Raw genomic sequence first — 20,755 nt, forward strand, 5'->3', positions numbered from 1 at the left:
CATTAAAAAAATTCAAACAGACCTCTACTAATTTACTTCTCGACTACGCTTGAAGCCCTATATTCTAATATTCTTTTAACTACTTCACTTCTGAATTGTTAAAACACGTCTTTTAACAATTCTTTTAACTGATCGTCTTCTACCAAAAATCCATCGTGACCATGAATAGAGGTAATTTCTTTATACACTGATGATACTCCTGACTCTATTAACAGCTGATGTGTTTCTCTATTTTCTTCTGGCACAAAAAAGAAATCTGAATCTATTCCTATCTGAATAATGTTAGCCTTTATGGTTTTGGCAACTTCTATAAAACTTCCTCTTCCTTCGGTAATATCCAACGTGCTTAATAAATGATTCACCATTTTATAAGCCTTTAATTCAAACCTTTGTTCTAATTTATATCCATGATGCAACAACCAACTTTCTACATTGGCAATTCCCAAAGCTTCATTTTGAGTTCTGTTAAATTTCTCTTTAAAAGAAGCAGCTGTTCTATAAAACAACATAGCCATCATACGGGCATCGTGAACTGGTTTTTTAGAATTGGTTAGTATTTGCTCCTGTACTTTGTTGTGAGCTAAAATCCAATCTGTTGCTTTCCAATCCGATGCTATTGGAATAACATATTTTGCTAAATCTGGAAATAATACTGCCATTTCCCAAGCAATTCCTCCTCCTAAAGACCCTGCCAAAATAGCGTGTAATTTGTTGATTTCTAAATCTTCCAACAACAAACCAAACAGTTTAGCAATGTCTCTAGCGGTAAAACTTTTTACATCATCAATTAAATTTTCTGGTTTGTGGTCATAGCCATTTCCTGGAATATTAATAGATATAATGGTGTACTTATCTGTATCTACTAAATTTCCTTTAGATACAATTCCTTTCCACCAACCTGTGTGTTCACCAGCTACATCGGAATTACCTGTTAACGCATGGTTTACCAACACTATAGGAGCTGTGTGTAATGGCTGTCCAAAAACTTCGTAAGAAAGTTCTAAACTAGCATAATATACTCCTACTAATGTAGTGTAATCTTTTAAGGTTCTATGTTGTAAACTTTTATTCAATGTCTTAAAATCATTTAAAGCCCCATACCCCTTTTATTCTAAACTAAAAACTTTAGTTAGGGTTGCGCGTAGTTTGTAAGTTATCTTGATTTTGTAAGAGAATTGCTCTTGGTTATCTATCCAACTTTTGTTGGTAGAACGTAGCACCTTCTTTTTTATGAATTTTAGAAATTCTAGAAAAGGGTTGCTAAGGCTTCAACGGGTCTATTCCCTCTACCTTTCATGATAACATACTATAAATACTTAATGAGCTGGCAGCAAAGTTATAAATTATATTATAGATAACCAATTTAATTTATAGACGATTACATCGAGTAATTACAAAATAATCTAGCATCATTTTTGTGTAGTACTTTTTAACCGAGTTATTAAAACAAATCATCATGAAATATATTACCGCTCTTCTTTTATCCTTACCCCTTTTGCTTAGTTATTCTTGCAAAACCAAAGAAGCCAAACCACTACAAGTTCAAAATTACCAAGAAAACATATCAACCGCAGAAAAAAACATTAACAATGCCATTGCTGCACACGGAGGTAACTTATACGATAATGCTTCTTACGCTTTTACTTTTAGAGGTGATGAATACACTTTTACCAACAACAATGGTGCGTATAAATATACAGTTACTAAAAACAATGATGCTACACAAACTGTAGATGTTTTAGAAAACGGAAAATTTACTCGCTACCAACAAAACAAAAAAGTAAACTTATCTGCTGCAGAAATTAAAAAACATACAGGTGCTTTAAATTCTGTTATTTATTTTACGCTACTGCCTTACAAATTAAATGATGCCTCTGTAAACAAAGCAGACAAAGGGTTCACAACCATTAAAAATAAAGAATACAATGTTACTCAGGTAACGTTTGACCAAGAAGGAGGCGGAGAAGATTATCAAGACATGTTCTATTATTGGACCAATACACAAACCAATACTGTTGATTATATTGCTTATAAATATGATGTAAATGGTGGTGGAATACGTTTTAGAAGTGCCTACAACCAAAGAAATGTTGAGGGAATTTTATTTCAGGACTATATGAATTACAAAGCTCCTAAGGAACTTAAATTATCCGAAATCCCTAAATTATACGAACAAAATAAACTTGAAGAAGTTTCTAGAATAGAATTAGAAAACATTGTTCATTTACCCCATAATGAAAACTAAAAAAAACTCGTTTTTGATTTTATCAAAAACGAGTTTTTTACATTCTATAAATTGCTAATTACAATGCTGCAAACGCATTGGCAATATCTGCTTTTAAATCTTCTACGTTTTCTAAACCTACAGACAAACGAATTAAATCTTGAGTTACCCCTGCTCCTGCTTGCTCTTCTACCGTTAATTGTTGGTGCGTAGTACTTGCTGGGTGAATAATTAAAGATTTGGTATCTCCAATATTTGCCAGTAAAGAAAATATTTGAGTAGCATCTGTAAACTTTTTAGCTGCTTCGTAACCACCTTTTAAACCAAAAGTTAACAAACCGCTTTGTCCGTTTGGCAAGTATTTTTTAGCCAAATCGTAGTATTTACTAGATTCCAATCCTGGATAATTTACCCATGCCACTTCTTCTCTTTCTTCTAACCAAGTAGCTAATTCCAAAGCATTTGCACTGTGTTGCTTAATTCTTACTGGTAAAGTTTCTAAACCTTGAATAATGTTAAAAGCATTTGTAGGACTTAAAGCTCCTCCAAAATCACGCAATCCTTCTAAAATTAATTTAAAAGTAAATGCTGCTGCTCCTAAAGCTTCGTGATACACCAATCCGTGGTATCCTGCTGATGGCTCTGTAAACTCAGGAAACTTTCCATTAGCCCAGTTAAAAGTACCTGCATCAATAATAGCTCCTCCTAAAGAATTTCCTTGACCCCCAATATATTTTGTTAATGAGTGAATTACCAAATTAGCTCCGTGCTTAATAGGGTTTAACAATGCTGGTGATGCCACTGTGTTGTCTACAATAAAAGGTACTTCAGCTGCTTTTGCTTGTTCAGCAATTACTTCTAAATCCAACACATCTAATTTTGGATTTCCTAAAGACTCTACAAAAAAGGCTCTAGTGTTTTCTTGTACTGCTGCCTTAAACTCTTCTGGGTTAGATGCATCTACAAATGTTGTTGTAATCCCTAATCTTGGCAACGTAACATTTAACAATGTAAACGTTCCTCCATACAAACTACTTGAAGCTACAATATGATCTCCTGCTCTTAACAAGGTCATCAATCCGGTAGCAATTGCAGAGGTTCCAGAAGCAAAAACAACCGCTCCAATTCCTCCTTCTACAGCCGCCAAACGATCTTGTAAAACTTGATTGGTTGGATTGTTTAATCTTGTGTAAATAAATCCTAATTCTTTTAATCCAAATAAATTGGCTGCGTGTTCTGTGTTGTTAAACACATAAGAAGAACTTTGATAAATAGGAACTGCTCTTGTTCCTTGTGTGTTTGTTACATCGTGACCTGCATGTAATGCAGAAGTTTCTAACCTTTGATTATCCATTTTTATTTTTTTAATAATTTCTAGCCGTCTAATAAACAAATATATAAAACCTACCTCCCGTTTGCCACATTGTTTTATCAAAAAAAAGAATCCCAAATTTATCTCTCTGTATTCCATTCTTTTTTATAATTTTGTGCCATACAAGAGGAAAGATTTGAACTGATTGCCACCTCTTTTACAATAAAAGATGTATTGTTTTTAATACACACCTAAAAAATTGTATAAAAAAAAGTGCTAAAGCAGTAAACTTCTACTCCTTTAGCCGACTATGGCAATCAGCGTATTAAATTTTAATTAAAACAAAAAATAGATATGTCATATTTATTTACATCGGAGTCTGTTTCAGAAGGACATCCAGATAAAATTGCAGATCAAATTTCTGATGCTTTAATAGATCATTTTTTGGCCTATGATGCAGATTCTAAAGTAGCTTGTGAAACTTTAGTAACCACAGGACAAGTAGTATTGGCAGGAGAAGTAAAATCTAAAGCTTATTTAGATGTTCAACAAATTGCTCGTGATACCATTAACAAAATTGGATACACCAAAGGAGAGTATCAATTTGATGGAAATTCTTGTGGAGTATTGTCTGCTATTCACGAACAATCTCAAGACATTAATCAAGGAGTAGATAGAGCTAGTAAAGAAGAACAAGGAGCAGGTGACCAAGGAATGATGTTTGGTTACGCAACTAACGAAACAGAAAACTATATGCCTTTGGCTTTAGAAATTTCTCATCGTTTGTTAAAAGAATTGGCTGTTTTGCGTAGAGAAATGAAGGACATTACTTATTTACGTCCAGATGCAAAGGCACAAGTAACTTTACAATATTCTGACGACAACCAACCTGAACGTATTGATGCCATTGTAGTTTCTACACAACATGATGATTTTGATGAAGATGAAGCCATGTTAGCTAAAATAAAATCAGACATTATTAATATTTTAATCCCTAGAGTTAAAGCTAGTTTTGATGCTGACACACAGGCCTTGTTTGGTAATGATATCAAATTCCACATTAACCCTACTGGTAAATTTGTAATTGGGGGTCCTCATGGGGATGCTGGTTTAACAGGTCGTAAAATTATTGTAGACACTTACGGAGGTAAAGGTGCACACGGTGGTGGTGCTTTTTCTGGTAAAGATCCTAGTAAAGTAGACCGTTCTGCAGCTTATGCAACTCGCCATATTGCTAAGAACTTAGTAGCAGCAGGAATTGCTGATGAAATTTTAGTACAAGTTTCTTACGCAATAGGTGTGGTAGAACCTATGGGGATTTTTGTAAACACTTACGGAACGAGCAAAGTTGATTTAACAGATGGACAAATTGCAGAAATAGTAGCTTCTATTTTTGACATGAGACCTTTTGCTATTGAAACTAGACTAAAACTAAGAAATCCTATTTATACAGAAACTGCTGCATACGGACACATGGGACGTACACCAGAAGTAAAAACAGTTGTTTTTGAATCTCCTTACGAAGGAAAAAAAGAAATAGAAGTAGAAACCTTTACTTGGGAAAAGTTAGACTACGTAGAAAAAGTAAAACAAGCTTTTAAACTGTAGTTTACCTTTTAAAAACACATCAAAGCCTGCTATATAATAGCAGGCTTTTTATTTTGCCATATTTTACGCTGTAACAGCCAAAGTTGATTAAAATTTTTCTTAAGTTGTTTTCTATCAACAAATAAAAATTCAATAATTGGTAATATGCAGCCTATGAAAACACACACATCAGAGATATTACAATTAGCAGAAAAATTAGAAACTAAAAATTCTAATAAAGCTCAAGAAAGCAATCCTTTTGCGGATCGATTAAAAACCATTATTGAAATTCCTGAGTCCAAACATTTTTTAATACAAATGATGGATGTTGCTTTTAGGTCTAAAAACTACAAAAAAGTAGCAGATTATGTAATTCATTTGTTAAAGACTCATAAAAATTACCACCCCCTTTTTACCACCACAGAAAATCTACTTCTTAAAAGTTTTATGTTTGTAGGGAAAGTAATTCCATCTATTAGTGTAGCCATTATGCTTAAAAAAATTCAGGCTACCTCTAGTGATGTTGTTTTTTTCATCAATAGTAGTAAGTTTAACAAACACATCTTAAAAAGAAAAGAACAAAACATTACCCTTAATGTAAATTTAATTGGTGAAGCCTTAATTGGAGAAGACGAAGCTCAAAAAAGGATTTTAGGATATTTAACCTTACTAAACCGTAAGGATGTTAACTATATTTCCATTAAAATTTCCACCATTTTTTCTCAAATTTCATCTCTTGCTCATGAAGATACTGTGGATAAATTATCGACAAGATTGGCCATGTTTTATGATGAAATTTTAAAAATTGAAAAAGAAACAGGGGTTCAAAAATTTGTGAACTTAGACATGGAGGAATACAAAGATTTAGAAATTACTTTTGATGTCTTTATCAAAACTTTGTCTTTACCCGAATACAAAAACATTAGAGCCGGAATTGTATTACAGGCTTACATTCCAGAAATGATTCACTACTACAGAAGATTGTACAAGTGGGCTAATGAACGTGTAAACAACGGAGGGTCTTCTGTAAAAGTAAGATTGGTGAAAGGTGCTAATATGGAAATGGAAATGACCGAATCTTCTATAGAAGACTGGCCTTTGGCAACCTATAGCACCAAACCAGAAACAGATGCCAATTACAAAAAAATATTATCAGAAATGTTAACTCCACAATCTGCCAGAGTTGTAAATGTAGGAGTAGCATCTCACAATATTTTTGACATTTCTTATGCACTTCAATTGGTCAAAGAAAATCAATTAGAAGATTGTGTAGATTTTGAAATGCTAGAGGGTATGGCTAACCAAACTGTTTCTAATTTATTGGCAGAAAAAGTTCATTTGTTATTATACACTCCAACTGTAAAAGAAAATCAATACAACGCTGCCATTGCTTATTTGGTAAGACGACTGGATGAAGGTACACAGCCTGGGAATTTTTTAAAAGAAGGATACGATCTAAAGGTAGGATCTAAAAAATGGGAAATGTTAAAGAATGAGTTTTTAACCTCCATTTCTTTAATGGACTCCTTAGAAAACAAACCTAACAGACAACAAGACAGAAACCAACCCGTCCCAGAAATCATAATGCAAGGATTTCATAACGTACCAAATACCGATTGGAATTTACCACAAAACATTGCATGGGCTCAACAAATTAAACAGGACTGGAAAACCCCAGAAAATATAATTGGAACCACCATTCCTGTAGTAGGAGTTTTAGATACTAATGATAGATATACCGTAAAAGTTAACAACTGGTCGGGTACTCCACCTTGGGATTATGAAATGGCCGTGAAAGAAGATTATCAGAAAGCGATTGATACTCCCTCTGAATGGCAAAATTACTCTGTAGAAGAAAGAGCCAATTTGCTTAAAAAAGCAGCTATAGAAATTGAAAAAAGTAGAGCGGAACTAATTGGTGTTGCCGTAGCAGAATTAGGAAAAACAATTAAAGAAGTAGATGTAGAAGTTTCTGAAGCAATTGACTTTGCAAACTTTTACGCACATAGTAGTTTAGAAATTGCCAAAGAATTTACGAGCGATGATGAAGGAATCAACCTAGTGTTATCTCCTTGGAATTTTCCTATTGCCATTCCTATTGGAGGTGCATTGGCATCTTTAGCTGCAGGTAAAAAAGTTATTTTAAAACCATCTACAAACGCATCTGCTTGTGCTTATTTGGTTTCTAAATGTTTATGGAAAGCTGGTGTTCCTAAAGATGCCTTGTATTTTTTGCCTTGTGAAGAATCTATCTTAGACGATTTTTTAAGTACAGGTAATATTTTTGATGCTGTAATTTTAACTGGTGGAACAGAAACTGCTCACTTTTTATTAGAAAGAAATCCGCAATTGAATTTGTACGCAGAAACAGGGGGTAAAAACAGTACCATTGTTACAAGCTTGGCCGATAAAGAACAAGCATGCATTAACATTGTACAATCTGCTTTTGGAAATGCAGGTCAAAAATGTTCTGCTACATCACTATTAATTTTAACGGAAGATGTTTTTAATGACAAAGAGTTTAAAGCCTTGTTAAAAGATGCTGCTACCAGTAAAGTATTTGGAAATCCTTGGGAGTTTGCTACAGAAATTGGCCCTTTAGCCACACCTATTTCCGAAAAACTAAAACATGTGATTCAAAATATTCCAGATCATCAGTGGTTGGTAAAACCCCGATTGAATGGAAACCATATGTTATCGCCAGGTATTGTTTGGGATGTTACTACAGATGATTACTCTTATCAAAATGAGTTGTTTGGACCTATTGTATCGGTATTAAAAGCCAGCAACTTAAAAGAGGCTGTAGAAATTGCTAACAATGTAGATTATGGATTGACTGCTGGGATTGAATCTTTGGATGATAATGAAGTGAATTATTGGAATGAGCATATAGAAGCCGGAAACAAATACGTAAACAGATCTACCACAGGAGCAATTGTACAAAGACAACCTTTTGGGGGAATTAAAGCTTCTTGTTTTGGTTTTGGAATGAAAGCAGGTGGAATTAATTATGTGTTGCAGTTTACCAACATTAGATCTAAAGCTACCGACTGGAAAGAGGATTACAAAAAATGGCATAATGAATTGTTTAGTAAAAAAATAGATTATGTAAACCTACGTGGTCAATACAATATTTGTAGCTATACTCCTTATAAAGAAATTTTATTACTCTATGATGTACATACCCCACAAAAACACATTGATAAAGTAGAATACATTGCTGAATTTTTAAACATTCCGTTAATTAAAGACACTTGTGGAAATGCTTTAAAACATCATCCTAAAGATTTTACTTGCGTAAGAGCTTTAGGAACTTTATCAGATCACTTTTTAATTAGATGTCATCAAAATGCAATACACGTTTACAAAGATGAACCTAGAAATAGCGGTCGTATAGAACTGTTAAATTACTTAATAGAGCAAAGTTACTCTCACAATTACCACAGATACGGAAACTTAATGGGAATTGAATATAATCCTAACGAGAAACCTAAAATTTATTAAGTTATATTTGAATATGAAATGTTGGATTTTTGTATTCTGTTGTTCTTTAAATTGCTTTTGTCAAAATGCATTGGTAAAAAACGTAGATGATTTTATAGGTGTAGATATTTATGAAAACTACTATTATTTACAAAATGATGTACTTCACAAAAGCAGTTTAAAAAACAATTATATAAACATTAAATACGGTACTCCTGATGTAATTGACATTAGCAATCCGTTACAAGTTTTACTTTTTTACAAGCTTTTTAACAAAGTAATCTCTTTAGACAATCAATTAAATTTTATTGCAGCCTACAATGTACCTATAGGAACTACTTTAATAGCAAGTGCTGCCGAGAATAAAGTTTGGATCTACAATAACATTGATAAATTACTAAGTCTTTACAATCTAAAAATTCAAAAAACAGAAGTTAGTTCCATTCCTATTACTTCAAAAATCATTCAACTTAAAGGAGATTTAAATAGAGCTATTACCGTAAACACAAACCATCAATTAGAGGTTTATAATTATGTGGCACAAAAGATTAATTTTTCTTCTTTAAAAAACATGTTACCTTCCATCTCTATGCTTAATAAATACAACATTTATAACCAAGTACTGTATAACAATAAATCTAAAATTGCAAACGTTCCTGATGACATTATTGCTTTTGAGGTACAAAACAATACATTGTATTATTTAAAAAATCAAACGATTTTTAAACAAGCATTAGATTAATCCATTATTTAAGAAACTACATCTAAGATTCCTGTTCTTAAACTTATCCATAAAAAGTTAAACAAAGATTTTGTCATCACTCTTTCCTCTTCAATAGCTCCTTTTCTAAATTGTTGCGGTTCTTTGTTAGAGCTGTTTTTTAAGACTAAATTCCCCAACGCGTGTACGGTTTTTTTAAGAATATTGTACTTGTTTACACGTAGTTTTAAATTATCATATTTCATTTTAACATCACCTGTAGCATGCGTATTATTCCCGCTAATGATAAAATACAATTCATCAATTTCACCTTTTAACTCCGTATTTAACACTCTGTATAAAAAGGGATTTATACTCTCTGTTTTAAAATCTTTTAAAACCCCTTTGCTAGTAAAATTATCATGATAAATATCTGTAAAATTTATGGTTAACGTAAAAGGAGATTTTTCCATAAACATGGAGCTAGCTTCTAATTTTAATTTTTCTTTCCCTTTCTGACTAGACACATTTAAAACACCATCAACTTTATCAAAAACCAAAGCACCTATTTCATCGCCATCATCCATCAGCATTTCATAAATCACCAGTCCATTTTTAATTTCAATAACAGGAAAATCTAAAATAGTTTTTAATTTTAGAATAGATGTACTGTACAATGGTTTTACAATTGTATTATCAGCTACGCGTTTGTCTCTAAAAAACTTAAGTTCCGGACTAAGTAACTGAACGTTACTAGCACTTATTTTTTGTTGTTGATTAAATTCTGCAACAGTAAAACCGTCTAATTTTACTTGTTTAAAAAACAAATCTAAATGTTCTTTTTCCTCTTTAAGTTTTTTAGACAATTCAACCTTAGAATATTTGGATTTTATATACAATTCATCAACAATCACACTTCCATCAATTCCGCTTAACTCTTTAAACTTCAACAATTCCAAATCAGATAAATCTGTGTAAAAATTGGTGATATTATAAGTTGATTTGTTAAACTCAAACGGAATTTTATTCTTCAAGGTTTCTTTATTCAGCGTAAAATCTTTTACAACTAAATTCAACACACCCGATGTTGTTTTTTGCTGATTTTTAAAACATAAATTCCCCTTCTCTATCCTAATTTTAGCTATAAAAACAGGCAACAACTTATTTATATTAATCCCTTTTTTTGATGTTTTATTGTCTGTATCCTTAACAAAATTAACTTTAGGATTTTTTAATAATAATTGAGAAAAAGAAAGTTCTTTCTTAATAACAAAATCAAACAAAGAAAACCCATCCAAAGCAATTAAAGCAGCACTAACATGATACTTATTTTTTTTTTGGCTACTCACCTTAACATCCTGAACTGTAAACTCGTTAAAAAACAAGTTGTAATTTAACTCACTATAAGCAATGGTCTTATTTTTTTGTTGCTTAACAAGCTCTTTAACTTTAGTATTTAACCAATAATTTGCACCTATTTGCGCTCCATACAACAAGATAAAAACACCTGCCAACACCCCTAAAATTCTTTTCGTTTTTTTCATACACTAAACCTACTGTTACAAACTAAAGTAGCTAATTAATTTAAGAACTAAATTGCTCTACGTCAATCAAAAAACAGAAAAGAAACATGTTTTTTATGAAGTTCGTTTTATATGCAATTGGTATTCACGAAAATTAACTATTTTTAGAGTTCAAATTTTTAATCCTATGCACATAGCTATTGCCGGTAATATTGGAGCTGGAAAAACCACATTAACAGAACTTTTAGCCAAACATTATAAGTGGGATGCACACTTTGAAAGCGTAGATGAAAATCCTTATTTAGATGATTTTTACAACGAAATGGAACGCTGGTCTTTTAACTTACAGGTGTATTTTTTAAACAGTCGTTTTGAACAAATATTAAAAATTCAACAAAGTGGTAAAAATATAATTCAAGACAGAACTATTTATGAGGATGCTAAAATATTTGCTCCTAACCTACACGCAATGGGTTTACTAACCAACAGAGATTTTCAGAACTACAGCAAACTGTTTGAGTTGATGGAGAATTTAGTAACTCCACCAGATTTGCTAGTGTATTTAAGAGCCGATATTAAAACGTTGGTAGGACAAATTCACAAACGTGGTCGTGAATACGAAAGCTCTATTAACATTGATTATTTAAGCAGATTAAACGAACGTTACGAAGCTTGGATTAGTACCTACAACAAAGGAAAAAAACTAATTATTAATATTGATGATTTGGATTATGTAAGCAATCCAGAAGATTTAGGTAGTATTATAGACAAAATTGATGCACAAGTACATGGGTTATTTTAACCTATTAAAACAAAAAACTCAGCCACTTGGCTGAGTTTTTTTATACTTATAAGTTAAAATTATACTTTACAATACAGGTATAATTTGTTTTTTACGAGATACTACACCTGGTAACACAACTAAATCTCCAGTAACAGTTGCGTTAAATTTAGTTTCTGCAATTGTTTTTACTGTACTGTTAGGAACAAACAACGTTGCCTCTTCCTTTAAAATATCAACTACAAACAACAAAACATCATCTAAACCTTCTGCAGTTTTTATTTGTTCCATGGCAGTTAAAATAGTTGTTTTTCTATCTAAAACTATATTTGGAGCAGTGGTTTCTAATACCGAAACACGATATTTACTCCCATTTGCTTCATATTTTTTACTATCCATTTTGATTAATTCCTCATCAGAAAAAGCAGATATATCTGATTTTGCTTCAAACATTTTTGTTGCATACTCATTAATATCTATTTCTAACTTATGTGCCAAATGCTGAGCCATTGCCTTATCATCTTCTGTAGTTGTTGGGCTACGGAACTCTAAGGTATCAGAAATAATACAAGAAAGCATCAATCCTGCAATTTCGTTTGGCAAATCAGAAACCTCATCAACTCCCATCATTAAATACATGACCGATGCTGTAGATGCTAATGGTTTTATTGTAATATCTATAGGACCTGCAGTTTGAATACCTCCTACCAACTTATGATGATCTATAATTTGAACCACTCCTGTTTCATTAATGTTTTCAAACAACTCTTCTGGATTGTTTGTATCTACAATAACAACTTCATCTTCTGCCGACACAGATGTTAGTATTTCTGGTACCTCAAAACCCCAGTGTTTTAAAACAAAAAGTGCTTCGGTATTGGGAGTTCCTAACACATAAGGTGTTGCTTCAATTCCTTGTTGGCTTAAATACCATGCCCAAACAATTGCCGATGCTGTTGCGTCTGTATCTGGAGATCTGTGTCCAAAAATTTTTAATGCCATGATTCTATTTTTATAGTTTTCTAAGAAAGTTTTTATTTTTTGTGGGTAAAAATACAAATAAAGTTAAAAAGTAAATCCAAAAGAACCTTTAACTCCAAATTTATTCGCTCCTGGTCGGTCTAAATAACTACCTCTCCAAAAGAAATCTACTCTAAATAATTTAAAAATATTAGCAATAGCAGCATTGTATTCATAATACACCTCACTAGGTGCTACCGTTTGGGTATTGATATTAATTCCTTGCAAAGAAGGTAAAGAGTTTAATGCCGGAGCATTCATGGTTACATTGTCTTGAGATATACTTCCATATATTCCTTTAATCCCAATAACCTCTCTTAAATTTAATTTTCTTAAAAATGGAATTTTACCAAAAATTCTTCCATTAAAATTATGCTCAAAATGCATAGAAGCATAGGTATCTGTTACAAACTCATAATAATTTAACAATCCAAAAGTATTTTGGATGTTAAAAAAAGATTGGTTTCCTGGCACCACATTTAACAAACCTAAAGAAGCTTTTCCAAACGTTTTACCCACCTCTACTGTAGTTACAGTTCTACCAAACATTCCTAAATAAAATGGTTGCTTATAGTACATTTGAAGTTTGTGATAATCAAAATCACTACCTAAGAACCCTCCCAAACCGTTGGCATAACTTAGATAAAATACAGGATAATTATCGTTTACTTCTTTACGCTCTACCCCATTCCCAAATAATTTTCTTTTAGGAGTATATTTTATAGCAAAGCCAACTTCGGTCTCATTGGTTTTGTTTTTTATATTTCCAGAATCATCTACATAAGCCATGCTAAAAGCTGTAGAAGCAGATTTTAAATGTCTGTTTACAAAACTTAGTTCAAAGTTGATATTATCTACAGGTTCTGCGCTAAAAAACACATTAGACAATTGAATATCGGTTAACAAGTTAGAAGCTCCGCTAGAGAACAATCCTGATGTTGCAAAACTCCTTCCTAAAACATCATTACTCACCGTTAATCCTGCTCCTGTTTGCTCAACATCATCTCTTCTACCTGCTCCAAAAATCAGTCTTTTTTTCTTATCAAACATATATTTGTAAGAAACCCCATACTTAAATCTATTATCACCAAAACCATAGGCAGTATACCCTTGCAGCCTCCACATATCATTAATTCCAAAATAGGTTCTTCCTCCTACTCTAACTCTAACCCCTTCAACATCATTAAAATCAAACGTTGAAAACACAGGCCCATAGTCAAAATTATCAAATTCTATATACCCCGTAGCCAAAATAACTCCCAAATTGTAAATCCGTTTAAATTTAGGAACGGTTTTTAGCGTGTCTAACATGCTATAAACCCCTTGTTCGTTTTTATCTAATTTTTCTAATCTATTGTCTTTCCAATATTCATCAGAAGCATTGTAAATACTATCTTCAAAAATATCTGTTTTTACTTTGTAAAAGTCATCCTTTTTGGTGTTGTTAAACGTATAAGCATCATAATAAGTCGTTCTTTTACCAAAAACTCCCATAGATGTTTTCTTTTTACGCAAACTAAAATCTGCCAACATGTAATCTCTTTCTGGCAAAATGGTAGAATCATTTAAAACTTTAAAATCTTGTTCCAAATAAACTTCTTTTACCCAGTTTAAATTGGCACTTCTAGACACCTGCATATTAATGTCTTTAACGGCAAAAGTGGTATCTGCAATCCACATGTCTCCTTTAAACGTTAATTCATTTTTACGAATAGGATAATACACAATATTGTAACACCATTTCCCTCCAATAGTGGCACTGTCTGACAATACATAGTTATAGGTATTTACTCCTGCTTTCCCAACAGGACTTGCGAAACTTTTCCCAAACAAACGAATGTAATCATCATACACATTATAATCTACATACAAATCTTTTATGTAAGTAGTAACTCCTGCACCTGCTCCAATTCCTGAATTTTTATTAGCTACTAAATCTTCTCTTAGCAACTCATCTCTTCCTTTATTCTTTCCGTATACATTGTAAACTGACTCATTAATATATACAGGTAAAAAGTTTTTTCCAGAAACTCTAGAGGTATCCATTTCTTTAAAAATAAACTCCATTCCTTTAAACACTTTCTGTTGTGTAAAAGTGGAATCTATATTATTTAAATCAAACTGTATTTTCTCATATTTCTTATAATTATATGATTCAAACATTTTAAAACCGTTGCTACGTTTTTTTGCCCATACTTTTTCTAACAATGCAATAGCAGGGTTTCCTTTCTTTTTTACACGTCCTGTGTAAATAACAACTGTTTGTAACTCGCTAGCACTTTCTTTTAATACAATTTTAAAAGTTTGATTTGTTTTTTCAATGGGTAAAGTCACCTTATCAAACCCAACAAAACTGGCTTGTAATTCTTTATATGTTTTAGGGGATGACAAATAAAAATCTCCATCTTCATCGGTAATGGTTCCTTCTGTAGAGTTCTTAAAAACTACACTTGCAAAAGGCAAAGGATCTCCATTAGAATCTACTACAACACCTTTTATTTTGGTTTGTCCCAAAACAATAGTTGTTATAAATAAGGTTAGAAATAAAAATGTTTGTTTTAGCATGTTTAAAATAAAAAATTCCTTTCTGTAACAAAGAAAGGAATTTTTAAAGTTTTATAATGTTAACAATAGTTACTTAACATATAATGTTGCTTTTACAGCATCAATTACATCTTGAGCATTTGGCAACCATTCTTCCATTAATACTGGAGAATAAGCTGCTGGTGTATCTGCTGTGTTTATTCTTTGGATTGGTGCATCTAAATGATCAAAAGCTTGTTCTTGAACTCTATAAGCAATTTCAGTAGCTACAGAACCAAATGGCCAAGCTTCTTCTAAAATTACCAAACGATTTGTTTTTTTAACAGAGTCTAAAATAGCTTTGGTATCCATAGGACGAACAGTACGCAAATCTATAATTTCAATAGAAATTCCTTCTTTTTCTAAAACCTCAGCTGCTTTGTAAGCTTCTTTAATAATTTTACCAAAAGAAACTACTGTTACATCTGTACCCTTTCTTTTAATATCGGCAACACCTAAAGGAATAATGTACTCTCCTTCTGGTACTTCACCTTTGTCTCCATACATTTGCTCAGACTCCATAAAAATAACCGGATCATCATCTCTAATAGCCGCTTTTAACAATCCTTTTGCATCATATGGGTTAGAAGGCACTACTACTTTTAATCCTGGCGTGTTTGCAAACCAGTTTTCAAAAGCCTGTGAGTGTGTAGCTCCTAATTGTCCTGCAGAAGCAGTAGGTCCTCTAAATACAATAGGACATTTAAATTGCCCACCAGACATTTGTCTAATTTTAGCTGCATTGTTAATAATCTGATCAATTCCAACTAATGCAAAATTAAAAGTCATATACTCTACAATTGGTCTGTTACCTGTCATGGTAGATCCAACGGCAATACCACCAAAACCTAACTCAGCAATAGGTGCATCAATTACACGTTTTTCACCAAACTCATCTAACATTCCTTTAGAAGCTTTATAAGCTCCATTATATTCAGCAACTTCTTCTCCAATTAAGTAAATGCTCTCATCAGAACGCATTTCCTCACTCATAGCTTCGCAAATTGCCTCTCTAAATTGTATAGTTTTCATGTATTCTATTTTATTTAAACGTTCACAAAAATAACAAAAACGCTCCCATATTTTCTAATATTATAACAAAATATTTACAAAAAATAAATTACATTAGCTTCTACTTATTTAGAAATATATATAAATAGATAAACTTCTCAATATGAAAATATTAGTTTGTATAAGTCACGTACCTGATACTACTTCTAAAATCAATTTCTCAAGTGATTTGACAGAATTTGATACAAATGGAGTACAATTTGTTATAAATCCTTACGATGAGTTTGCTTTGACAAGAGCAATTTGGTTTCAAGAAAAACAAGGAGCAAAAGTAACCGTAGTTAATGTAGGTGATGCCACTACAGAACCTACACTAAGAAAAGCATTGGCTATTGGAGCAGATGATGCCATTAGAATTGATGCTAAACCAACCGATGGTTTTTTTGTAGCACAACAATTGGCTGAACTGTGTAAAAAAGAAAATTACGATTTAATTTTAACAGGAAAGGAATCTATAGATTACAACGGGGCTATGGTACCTGGTTTGCTTGCCTCTTTTTTAGATATTGATTATATTAATGCTTGTATTCAATTAGAAGTAAATGACAATACGGTTCTAGCTTCTAGAGAAATAGACGGAGGTATTGAAAAATTATCGGCTACCTTACCTATTGTTGTTGCAGGTCAAAAAGGATTGGTAGAAGAAAAAGATCTTAAAATACCTAATATGAGAGGTATTATGATGGCTCGTAAAAAACCATTAACAGTGATTCCTGCTGTAGAAGCTACAGCAACTACACAAGTAAGTAGTTTTGAAAAACCTGCAGAAAAAGGAGCTTGTAAAATGATAGATGCTAGTAATGTTGATGAATTGATTAACTTACTACATAACGAAGCAAAAGTAATCTAATTTAAAAATCTCACGCTCTGTAAAAGAGCCACTAAAAACATACATTATGTCTGTATTAGTATTCGCCGAAGCAAGTGAAGGAAAATATAAGAAAACAGCTTTTGAAGCTGTTTCATATGCCAAAGCAATTGCTGAACAATTAAACACTGAGTTAATTGCTCTAACCATTAACGCAAACAATCCCGAAGAAATTAATTCATACGGAGCTCATAAAATTTTAACCGTAAAAAACGAGGCTTTCAACTCATTTAACGCTAAAATATATGCTAGTGTTATTGCACAAGCCACACAACAAAACAACAGTACTGTAGTAGTTCTAAGCAACAATGCTAACGGAACATATTTAGCACCTATTGTTGCAGCACAATTAAAAGCAGGATACGCTTCTAACGTTGTTGCTACTCCAAGTAATACTGCTCCTTTTACCGTAAAAAGAAAAACATTTTCTAGCAAAGCATTTGGAAATACAGTATTAACAGCTGACGTAAAAGTGATAGGATTGGCTAAAAATTCTTTTGGCGTGGTAGCAAACGACACTCAAGGTATTATTGAAGAATTTACACCTACACTAGCGACCTCAACCCTTTCAACCGTTTCTGTCGAAAAAGCTTCTGGTAAAATTGCCATTGCAGATGCCGACATTGTAGTTTCAGGAGGTAGAGGATTAAAAGAAGCAGCCAACTTTAAATTAATTGAAGACTTGGCCGATGTTTTAGGTGCTGCAACAGCTTGTTCTAAGCCTGTATCTGACATGGGATGGAGACCTCATGCAGAACACGTTGGGCAAACAGGTAAACCCGTAGCTGCAAACCTATACATTGCCATTGCAATTTCTGGAGCCATCCAACATTTGGCAGGAGTTAATGCCTCTAAAACCAAAGTAGTCATCAACACAGACCCAGAAGCTCCTTTCTTTAAAGCTGCTGATTATGGTATTGTTGGAGATGCTTTTGAAGTTGTTCCTGAATTGATTGAAAAATTAAAAGCATTTAAAGCAGCAAATGCTTAAACCCGTAAAATGACAGAATGAGTTTAGTACAATTAGACATACGCGGTATATCCTATAGTCAAACACAAACAGGAGCCTATGCCCTGGTGTTAAACGAAATAGAAGGAGAAAGAACACTCCCTATAGTTATTGGTGCCTTTGAAGCACAATCTATTGCTATTGCATTAGAAAGTGAAATTACACCACCAAGACCGCTAACTCATGATTTATTTAAAAACTTTGCTGAATCTTACGGTATTATTGTAAAACAAATCATTATTCATAAATTGGTAGATGGAGTCTTTTTTTCTAAAATGATTTGCATACAAGAAGGAGAAGAAAAAACATTTGATGCAAGAACATCAGATGCTATTGCTCTAGCCATTCGTTTTAATGCTCCTATTTATACTTATCAAGAAATTTTAGACAAAGCAGGAATTATATTAAAACAAGAAGATTTTACAGAAGACGAAAAAGAAACAGATGATGATCTTTTTGAAAATCCAGAAGATGAACTTACTGAATTAATGAACAATTCTGAAAGTACAACCAAAGATATTGACTACTCTTCTTATTCTGTTCAAGACTTAGAAAAAAAGCTTCAAATAGCTATTTCTAAAGAAGACTACGAAACGGCTGCCAACATTAGAGACGAACTAAACAAAAGATAGTTACTCCTAACAGCTAATAAAATATAAAAGTCGATACAGTGTATCGACTTTTTTTTAAATTTACAGCATCGCTACATTCCCCAGACATGAAACAATATTTAGATTTTATAAAACACATTAAAGAAAACGGAGTTCAAAAAGGAGACAGAACAGGTACAGGAACTAAAAGTGTTTTTGGTTACCAAATGCGCTTTGATTTATCTGAAGGTTTTCCGATGGTAACTACCAAAAAACTACATTTAAAATCTATTATTCACGAATTGCTTTGGTTCTTAAAAGGAGATACTAATATTGACTACTTAAAAGAAAATGGTGTAAAAATATGGGATGCTTGGGCCGATGAAAATGGAAACTTAGGTCCTGTGTACGGACACCAATGGAGAAATTGGAACAGCGAAGAAATTGATCAAATTTCTGAGGTTATAGAAACCATCAAAACAAATCCTAACAGCCGACGTATGTTAATTTCTGCATGGAATCCTAGCGTATTGCCAGACACCTCTGTTTCATTTTCAGAAAACGTAGCCAACAATAAAGCAGCCCTACCTCCTTGTCATGCTTTTTTCCAATTTTATGTAGCAAACGGAAAATTATCTTGTCAATTGTACCAACGTAGTGCCGATGCTTTTTTAGGTGTTCCTTTTAACATTGCTTCTTACGCTTTGTTAGTATTAATGATTGCACAAGTAACAGGTTTAGAACCTGGAGATTTTGTACACACATTTGGAGATGCTCATATTTACAACAATCATTTTGAGCAAATAGATTTGCAATTAACCAGAGAACCCAAATCATTACCTAAAATGATTTTAAATCCAGAAATTAAAAATATTTTTGATTTTACCTATGAAGACTTTACTTTGGTAAACTACGAACCTCATCCTACAATTAAAGGAAAAGTATCTGTTTAAAGTTTTATATTCTTACATAGCTCAATTTTTATCTACTAATTTTTAAGTACTTTTGCCTTTAAATTTTAAAAAATGCAAAAATATGGGCTCATTACTTTATTTTTTCTGATTATTTTTTCATCATGTAAAAATAGTCAGCCTGCTGCTATTCAGGAATTAAGCACTAAAGAAATACTCCCAATACAACAGAATGACAGCATTGAACTTTACAAAAAGTATGAGGCTAAAATTATTCAAAAAGTAGAAGCTATATCTAGCCATCAAAACCCTATTACTACACATTTTAAAAAACACATTTCTAAAAGCGCTTTAAAAAAAGTTGAATTTAAAGAATGGAGAAAAAATATTTATGTTGAATTTACGCTGGACAAATACAAAAGACTAACAAGTATTGCCACCAATACCTCTTCTTTAAAATTAGACAAACAACTAAAAAAAGCCTTTAGAAAATTAAGTTTTGAAGCTTTAAAAATTGAAAACTTCGATCCTAAATACAAATACTCTTTAATTGTAATTCAAAATTTAGGTGGAATTCCAACAATTAAATCAAACACCAAAGCAATAGGTTACATTCCTCCTATTTTTGAACAATGCACTAAGGAAAGTAATTATCAAAGTTTAAATAAATGTAACTATATGTACATTACAAACTACCTATACAACCATGTAGACTTAAGTTTTGTTACCAATTTAGACATAGACAACAATCACGAAATACTACCTAAATTCATTATAGACAAAACAGGGACTATTGTTGCTGCAAAGGTAGAATCGCAAAACAAAGATTTGTTAGAATCTTATTACAAAGCCATAATGAGTTTGCCCAAAGCCATAGCACCCGCAAAATTAAATGGTAAAGATGATTATTACGGTTACAACTTTCCTACAAGCATCAAAAATATTATCAGAAATAATAATGATTTTAAAAAATTCTATTATCAGAGAAGATATGATTTAACTGATATAAATGAAGTAATGAAAGAATTTGTAGCTATTGAATATCAAAAAAAGCAACATAAATTAATTTATAAAGTAGGATTCTAAAGTTTGA

General features: G+C 32.3%; 16 protein-coding genes and 1 riboswitch. Of the genes, 10 read left to right on the top strand and 6 right to left on the bottom strand.

Annotated features, from left to right (window positions below):
• Positions 1–98: 98 nt before the first annotated feature.
• Positions 99–1,073, bottom strand: coding sequence for an alpha/beta fold hydrolase (locus ACY2IJ_RS07460; RefSeq protein ID WP_476726524.1), 975 nt, complete (start codon positions 1,071–1,073; stop codon positions 99–101).
• Between the two features lie 109 nt (positions 1,074–1,182).
• A riboswitch (SAM riboswitch) is annotated at positions 1,183–1,305 on the bottom strand.
• 151 nt (positions 1,306–1,456) lie between these two features.
• On the opposite strand from ACY2IJ_RS07460, the gene ACY2IJ_RS07465 reads away from it, so the two are divergent.
• A complete protein-coding gene (locus tag ACY2IJ_RS07465) occupies positions 1,457–2,245 on the top strand; it encodes a DUF6503 family protein (protein ID WP_476726525.1) in 789 nt (262 codons plus the stop codon).
• Between the two features lie 58 nt (positions 2,246–2,303).
• Here ACY2IJ_RS07465 and ACY2IJ_RS07470 read toward each other — a convergent pair whose 3' ends face one another.
• On the bottom strand, positions 2,304–3,578 hold the full coding sequence (locus tag ACY2IJ_RS07470) for an O-acetylhomoserine aminocarboxypropyltransferase/cysteine synthase family protein (RefSeq protein ID WP_476723738.1): 1,275 nt from the start codon (positions 3,576–3,578) through the stop codon (positions 2,304–2,306).
• Between the two features lie 312 nt (positions 3,579–3,890).
• On the opposite strand from ACY2IJ_RS07470, the gene metK reads away from it, so the two are divergent.
• From metK to ACY2IJ_RS07485, 3 genes are all read left to right on the top strand, one after another.
• Positions 3,891–5,144, top strand: coding sequence for a methionine adenosyltransferase (metK, locus tag ACY2IJ_RS07475; protein ID WP_476723739.1), 1,254 nt, complete (start codon positions 3,891–3,893; stop codon positions 5,142–5,144).
• A 153-nt stretch (positions 5,145–5,297) separates the two neighbouring features.
• The gene (locus ACY2IJ_RS07480; protein ID WP_476723740.1) at positions 5,298–8,627 is read left to right on the top strand and encodes a proline dehydrogenase family protein; all 3,330 of its coding nucleotides are present in this window, start codon (positions 5,298–5,300) and stop codon (positions 8,625–8,627) included.
• Between the two features lie 70 nt (positions 8,628–8,697).
• Positions 8,698–9,348, top strand: a complete 651-nt coding sequence (locus ACY2IJ_RS07485) for a hypothetical protein (protein WP_476723741.1) — start codon at positions 8,698–8,700, stop codon at positions 9,346–9,348.
• Between the two features lie 8 nt (positions 9,349–9,356).
• Here ACY2IJ_RS07485 and ACY2IJ_RS07490 read toward each other — a convergent pair whose 3' ends face one another.
• A complete protein-coding gene (locus ACY2IJ_RS07490; RefSeq protein ID WP_476723742.1) occupies positions 9,357–10,850 on the bottom strand; it encodes a hypothetical protein in 1,494 nt (497 codons plus the stop codon).
• A gap of 166 nt (positions 10,851–11,016) precedes the next feature.
• Here ACY2IJ_RS07490 and ACY2IJ_RS07495 point away from each other — a divergent pair, with 166 nt between their 5' ends.
• Positions 11,017–11,631, top strand: coding sequence for a deoxynucleoside kinase (locus ACY2IJ_RS07495; protein WP_476723743.1), 615 nt, complete (start codon positions 11,017–11,019; stop codon positions 11,629–11,631).
• 66 nt (positions 11,632–11,697) lie between these two features.
• On the opposite strand, the gene ACY2IJ_RS07500 is transcribed toward ACY2IJ_RS07495, so the two are convergent.
• The 3 genes from ACY2IJ_RS07500 to ACY2IJ_RS07510 all read right to left on the bottom strand — a co-directional run bounded on the left by ACY2IJ_RS07500 (position 11,698) and on the right by ACY2IJ_RS07510 (position 16,245).
• Entirely contained in the window at positions 11,698–12,612 is a 915-nt protein-coding gene (locus tag ACY2IJ_RS07500) for a manganese-dependent inorganic pyrophosphatase (RefSeq protein WP_476723744.1), read from the bottom strand.
• Positions 12,613–12,675: 63 nt separating this feature from the next.
• Positions 12,676–15,195: a DUF5686 family protein gene (locus tag ACY2IJ_RS07505; RefSeq protein ID WP_476723745.1), complete on the bottom strand. Its 2,520-nt coding sequence runs from the start codon at positions 15,193–15,195 to the stop codon at positions 12,676–12,678.
• Between the two features lie 69 nt (positions 15,196–15,264).
• Positions 15,265–16,245, bottom strand: coding sequence for a pyruvate dehydrogenase complex E1 component subunit beta (locus ACY2IJ_RS07510; RefSeq protein ID WP_476723746.1), 981 nt, complete (start codon positions 16,243–16,245; stop codon positions 15,265–15,267).
• A 142-nt stretch (positions 16,246–16,387) separates the two neighbouring features.
• Between ACY2IJ_RS07510 and ACY2IJ_RS07515 the strand changes: the two genes are divergently transcribed.
• From ACY2IJ_RS07515 to ACY2IJ_RS07535, 5 genes are all read left to right on the top strand, one after another.
• Entirely contained in the window at positions 16,388–17,134 is a 747-nt protein-coding gene (locus ACY2IJ_RS07515) for an electron transfer flavoprotein subunit beta/FixA family protein (protein ID WP_476723747.1), read from the top strand.
• 46 nt (positions 17,135–17,180) lie between these two features.
• Complete coding sequence (locus ACY2IJ_RS07520) at positions 17,181–18,143, top strand: electron transfer flavoprotein subunit alpha/FixB family protein (RefSeq protein WP_476723748.1); 963 nt, start codon at positions 17,181–17,183, stop codon at positions 18,141–18,143.
• Between the two features lie 17 nt (positions 18,144–18,160).
• Entirely contained in the window at positions 18,161–18,793 is a 633-nt protein-coding gene (locus tag ACY2IJ_RS07525) for a bifunctional nuclease family protein (RefSeq protein WP_476723749.1), read from the top strand.
• An 86-nt stretch (positions 18,794–18,879) separates the two neighbouring features.
• Complete coding sequence (locus tag ACY2IJ_RS07530; protein WP_476723750.1) at positions 18,880–19,704, top strand: thymidylate synthase; 825 nt, start codon at positions 18,880–18,882, stop codon at positions 19,702–19,704.
• Between the two features lie 72 nt (positions 19,705–19,776).
• Complete coding sequence (locus tag ACY2IJ_RS07535; RefSeq protein WP_476723751.1) at positions 19,777–20,748, top strand: hypothetical protein; 972 nt, start codon at positions 19,777–19,779, stop codon at positions 20,746–20,748.
• The last annotated feature ends 7 nt before the right edge of the window (positions 20,749–20,755 follow it).

It is taken from the genome of Wenyingzhuangia gracilariae (assembly GCF_056387575.1).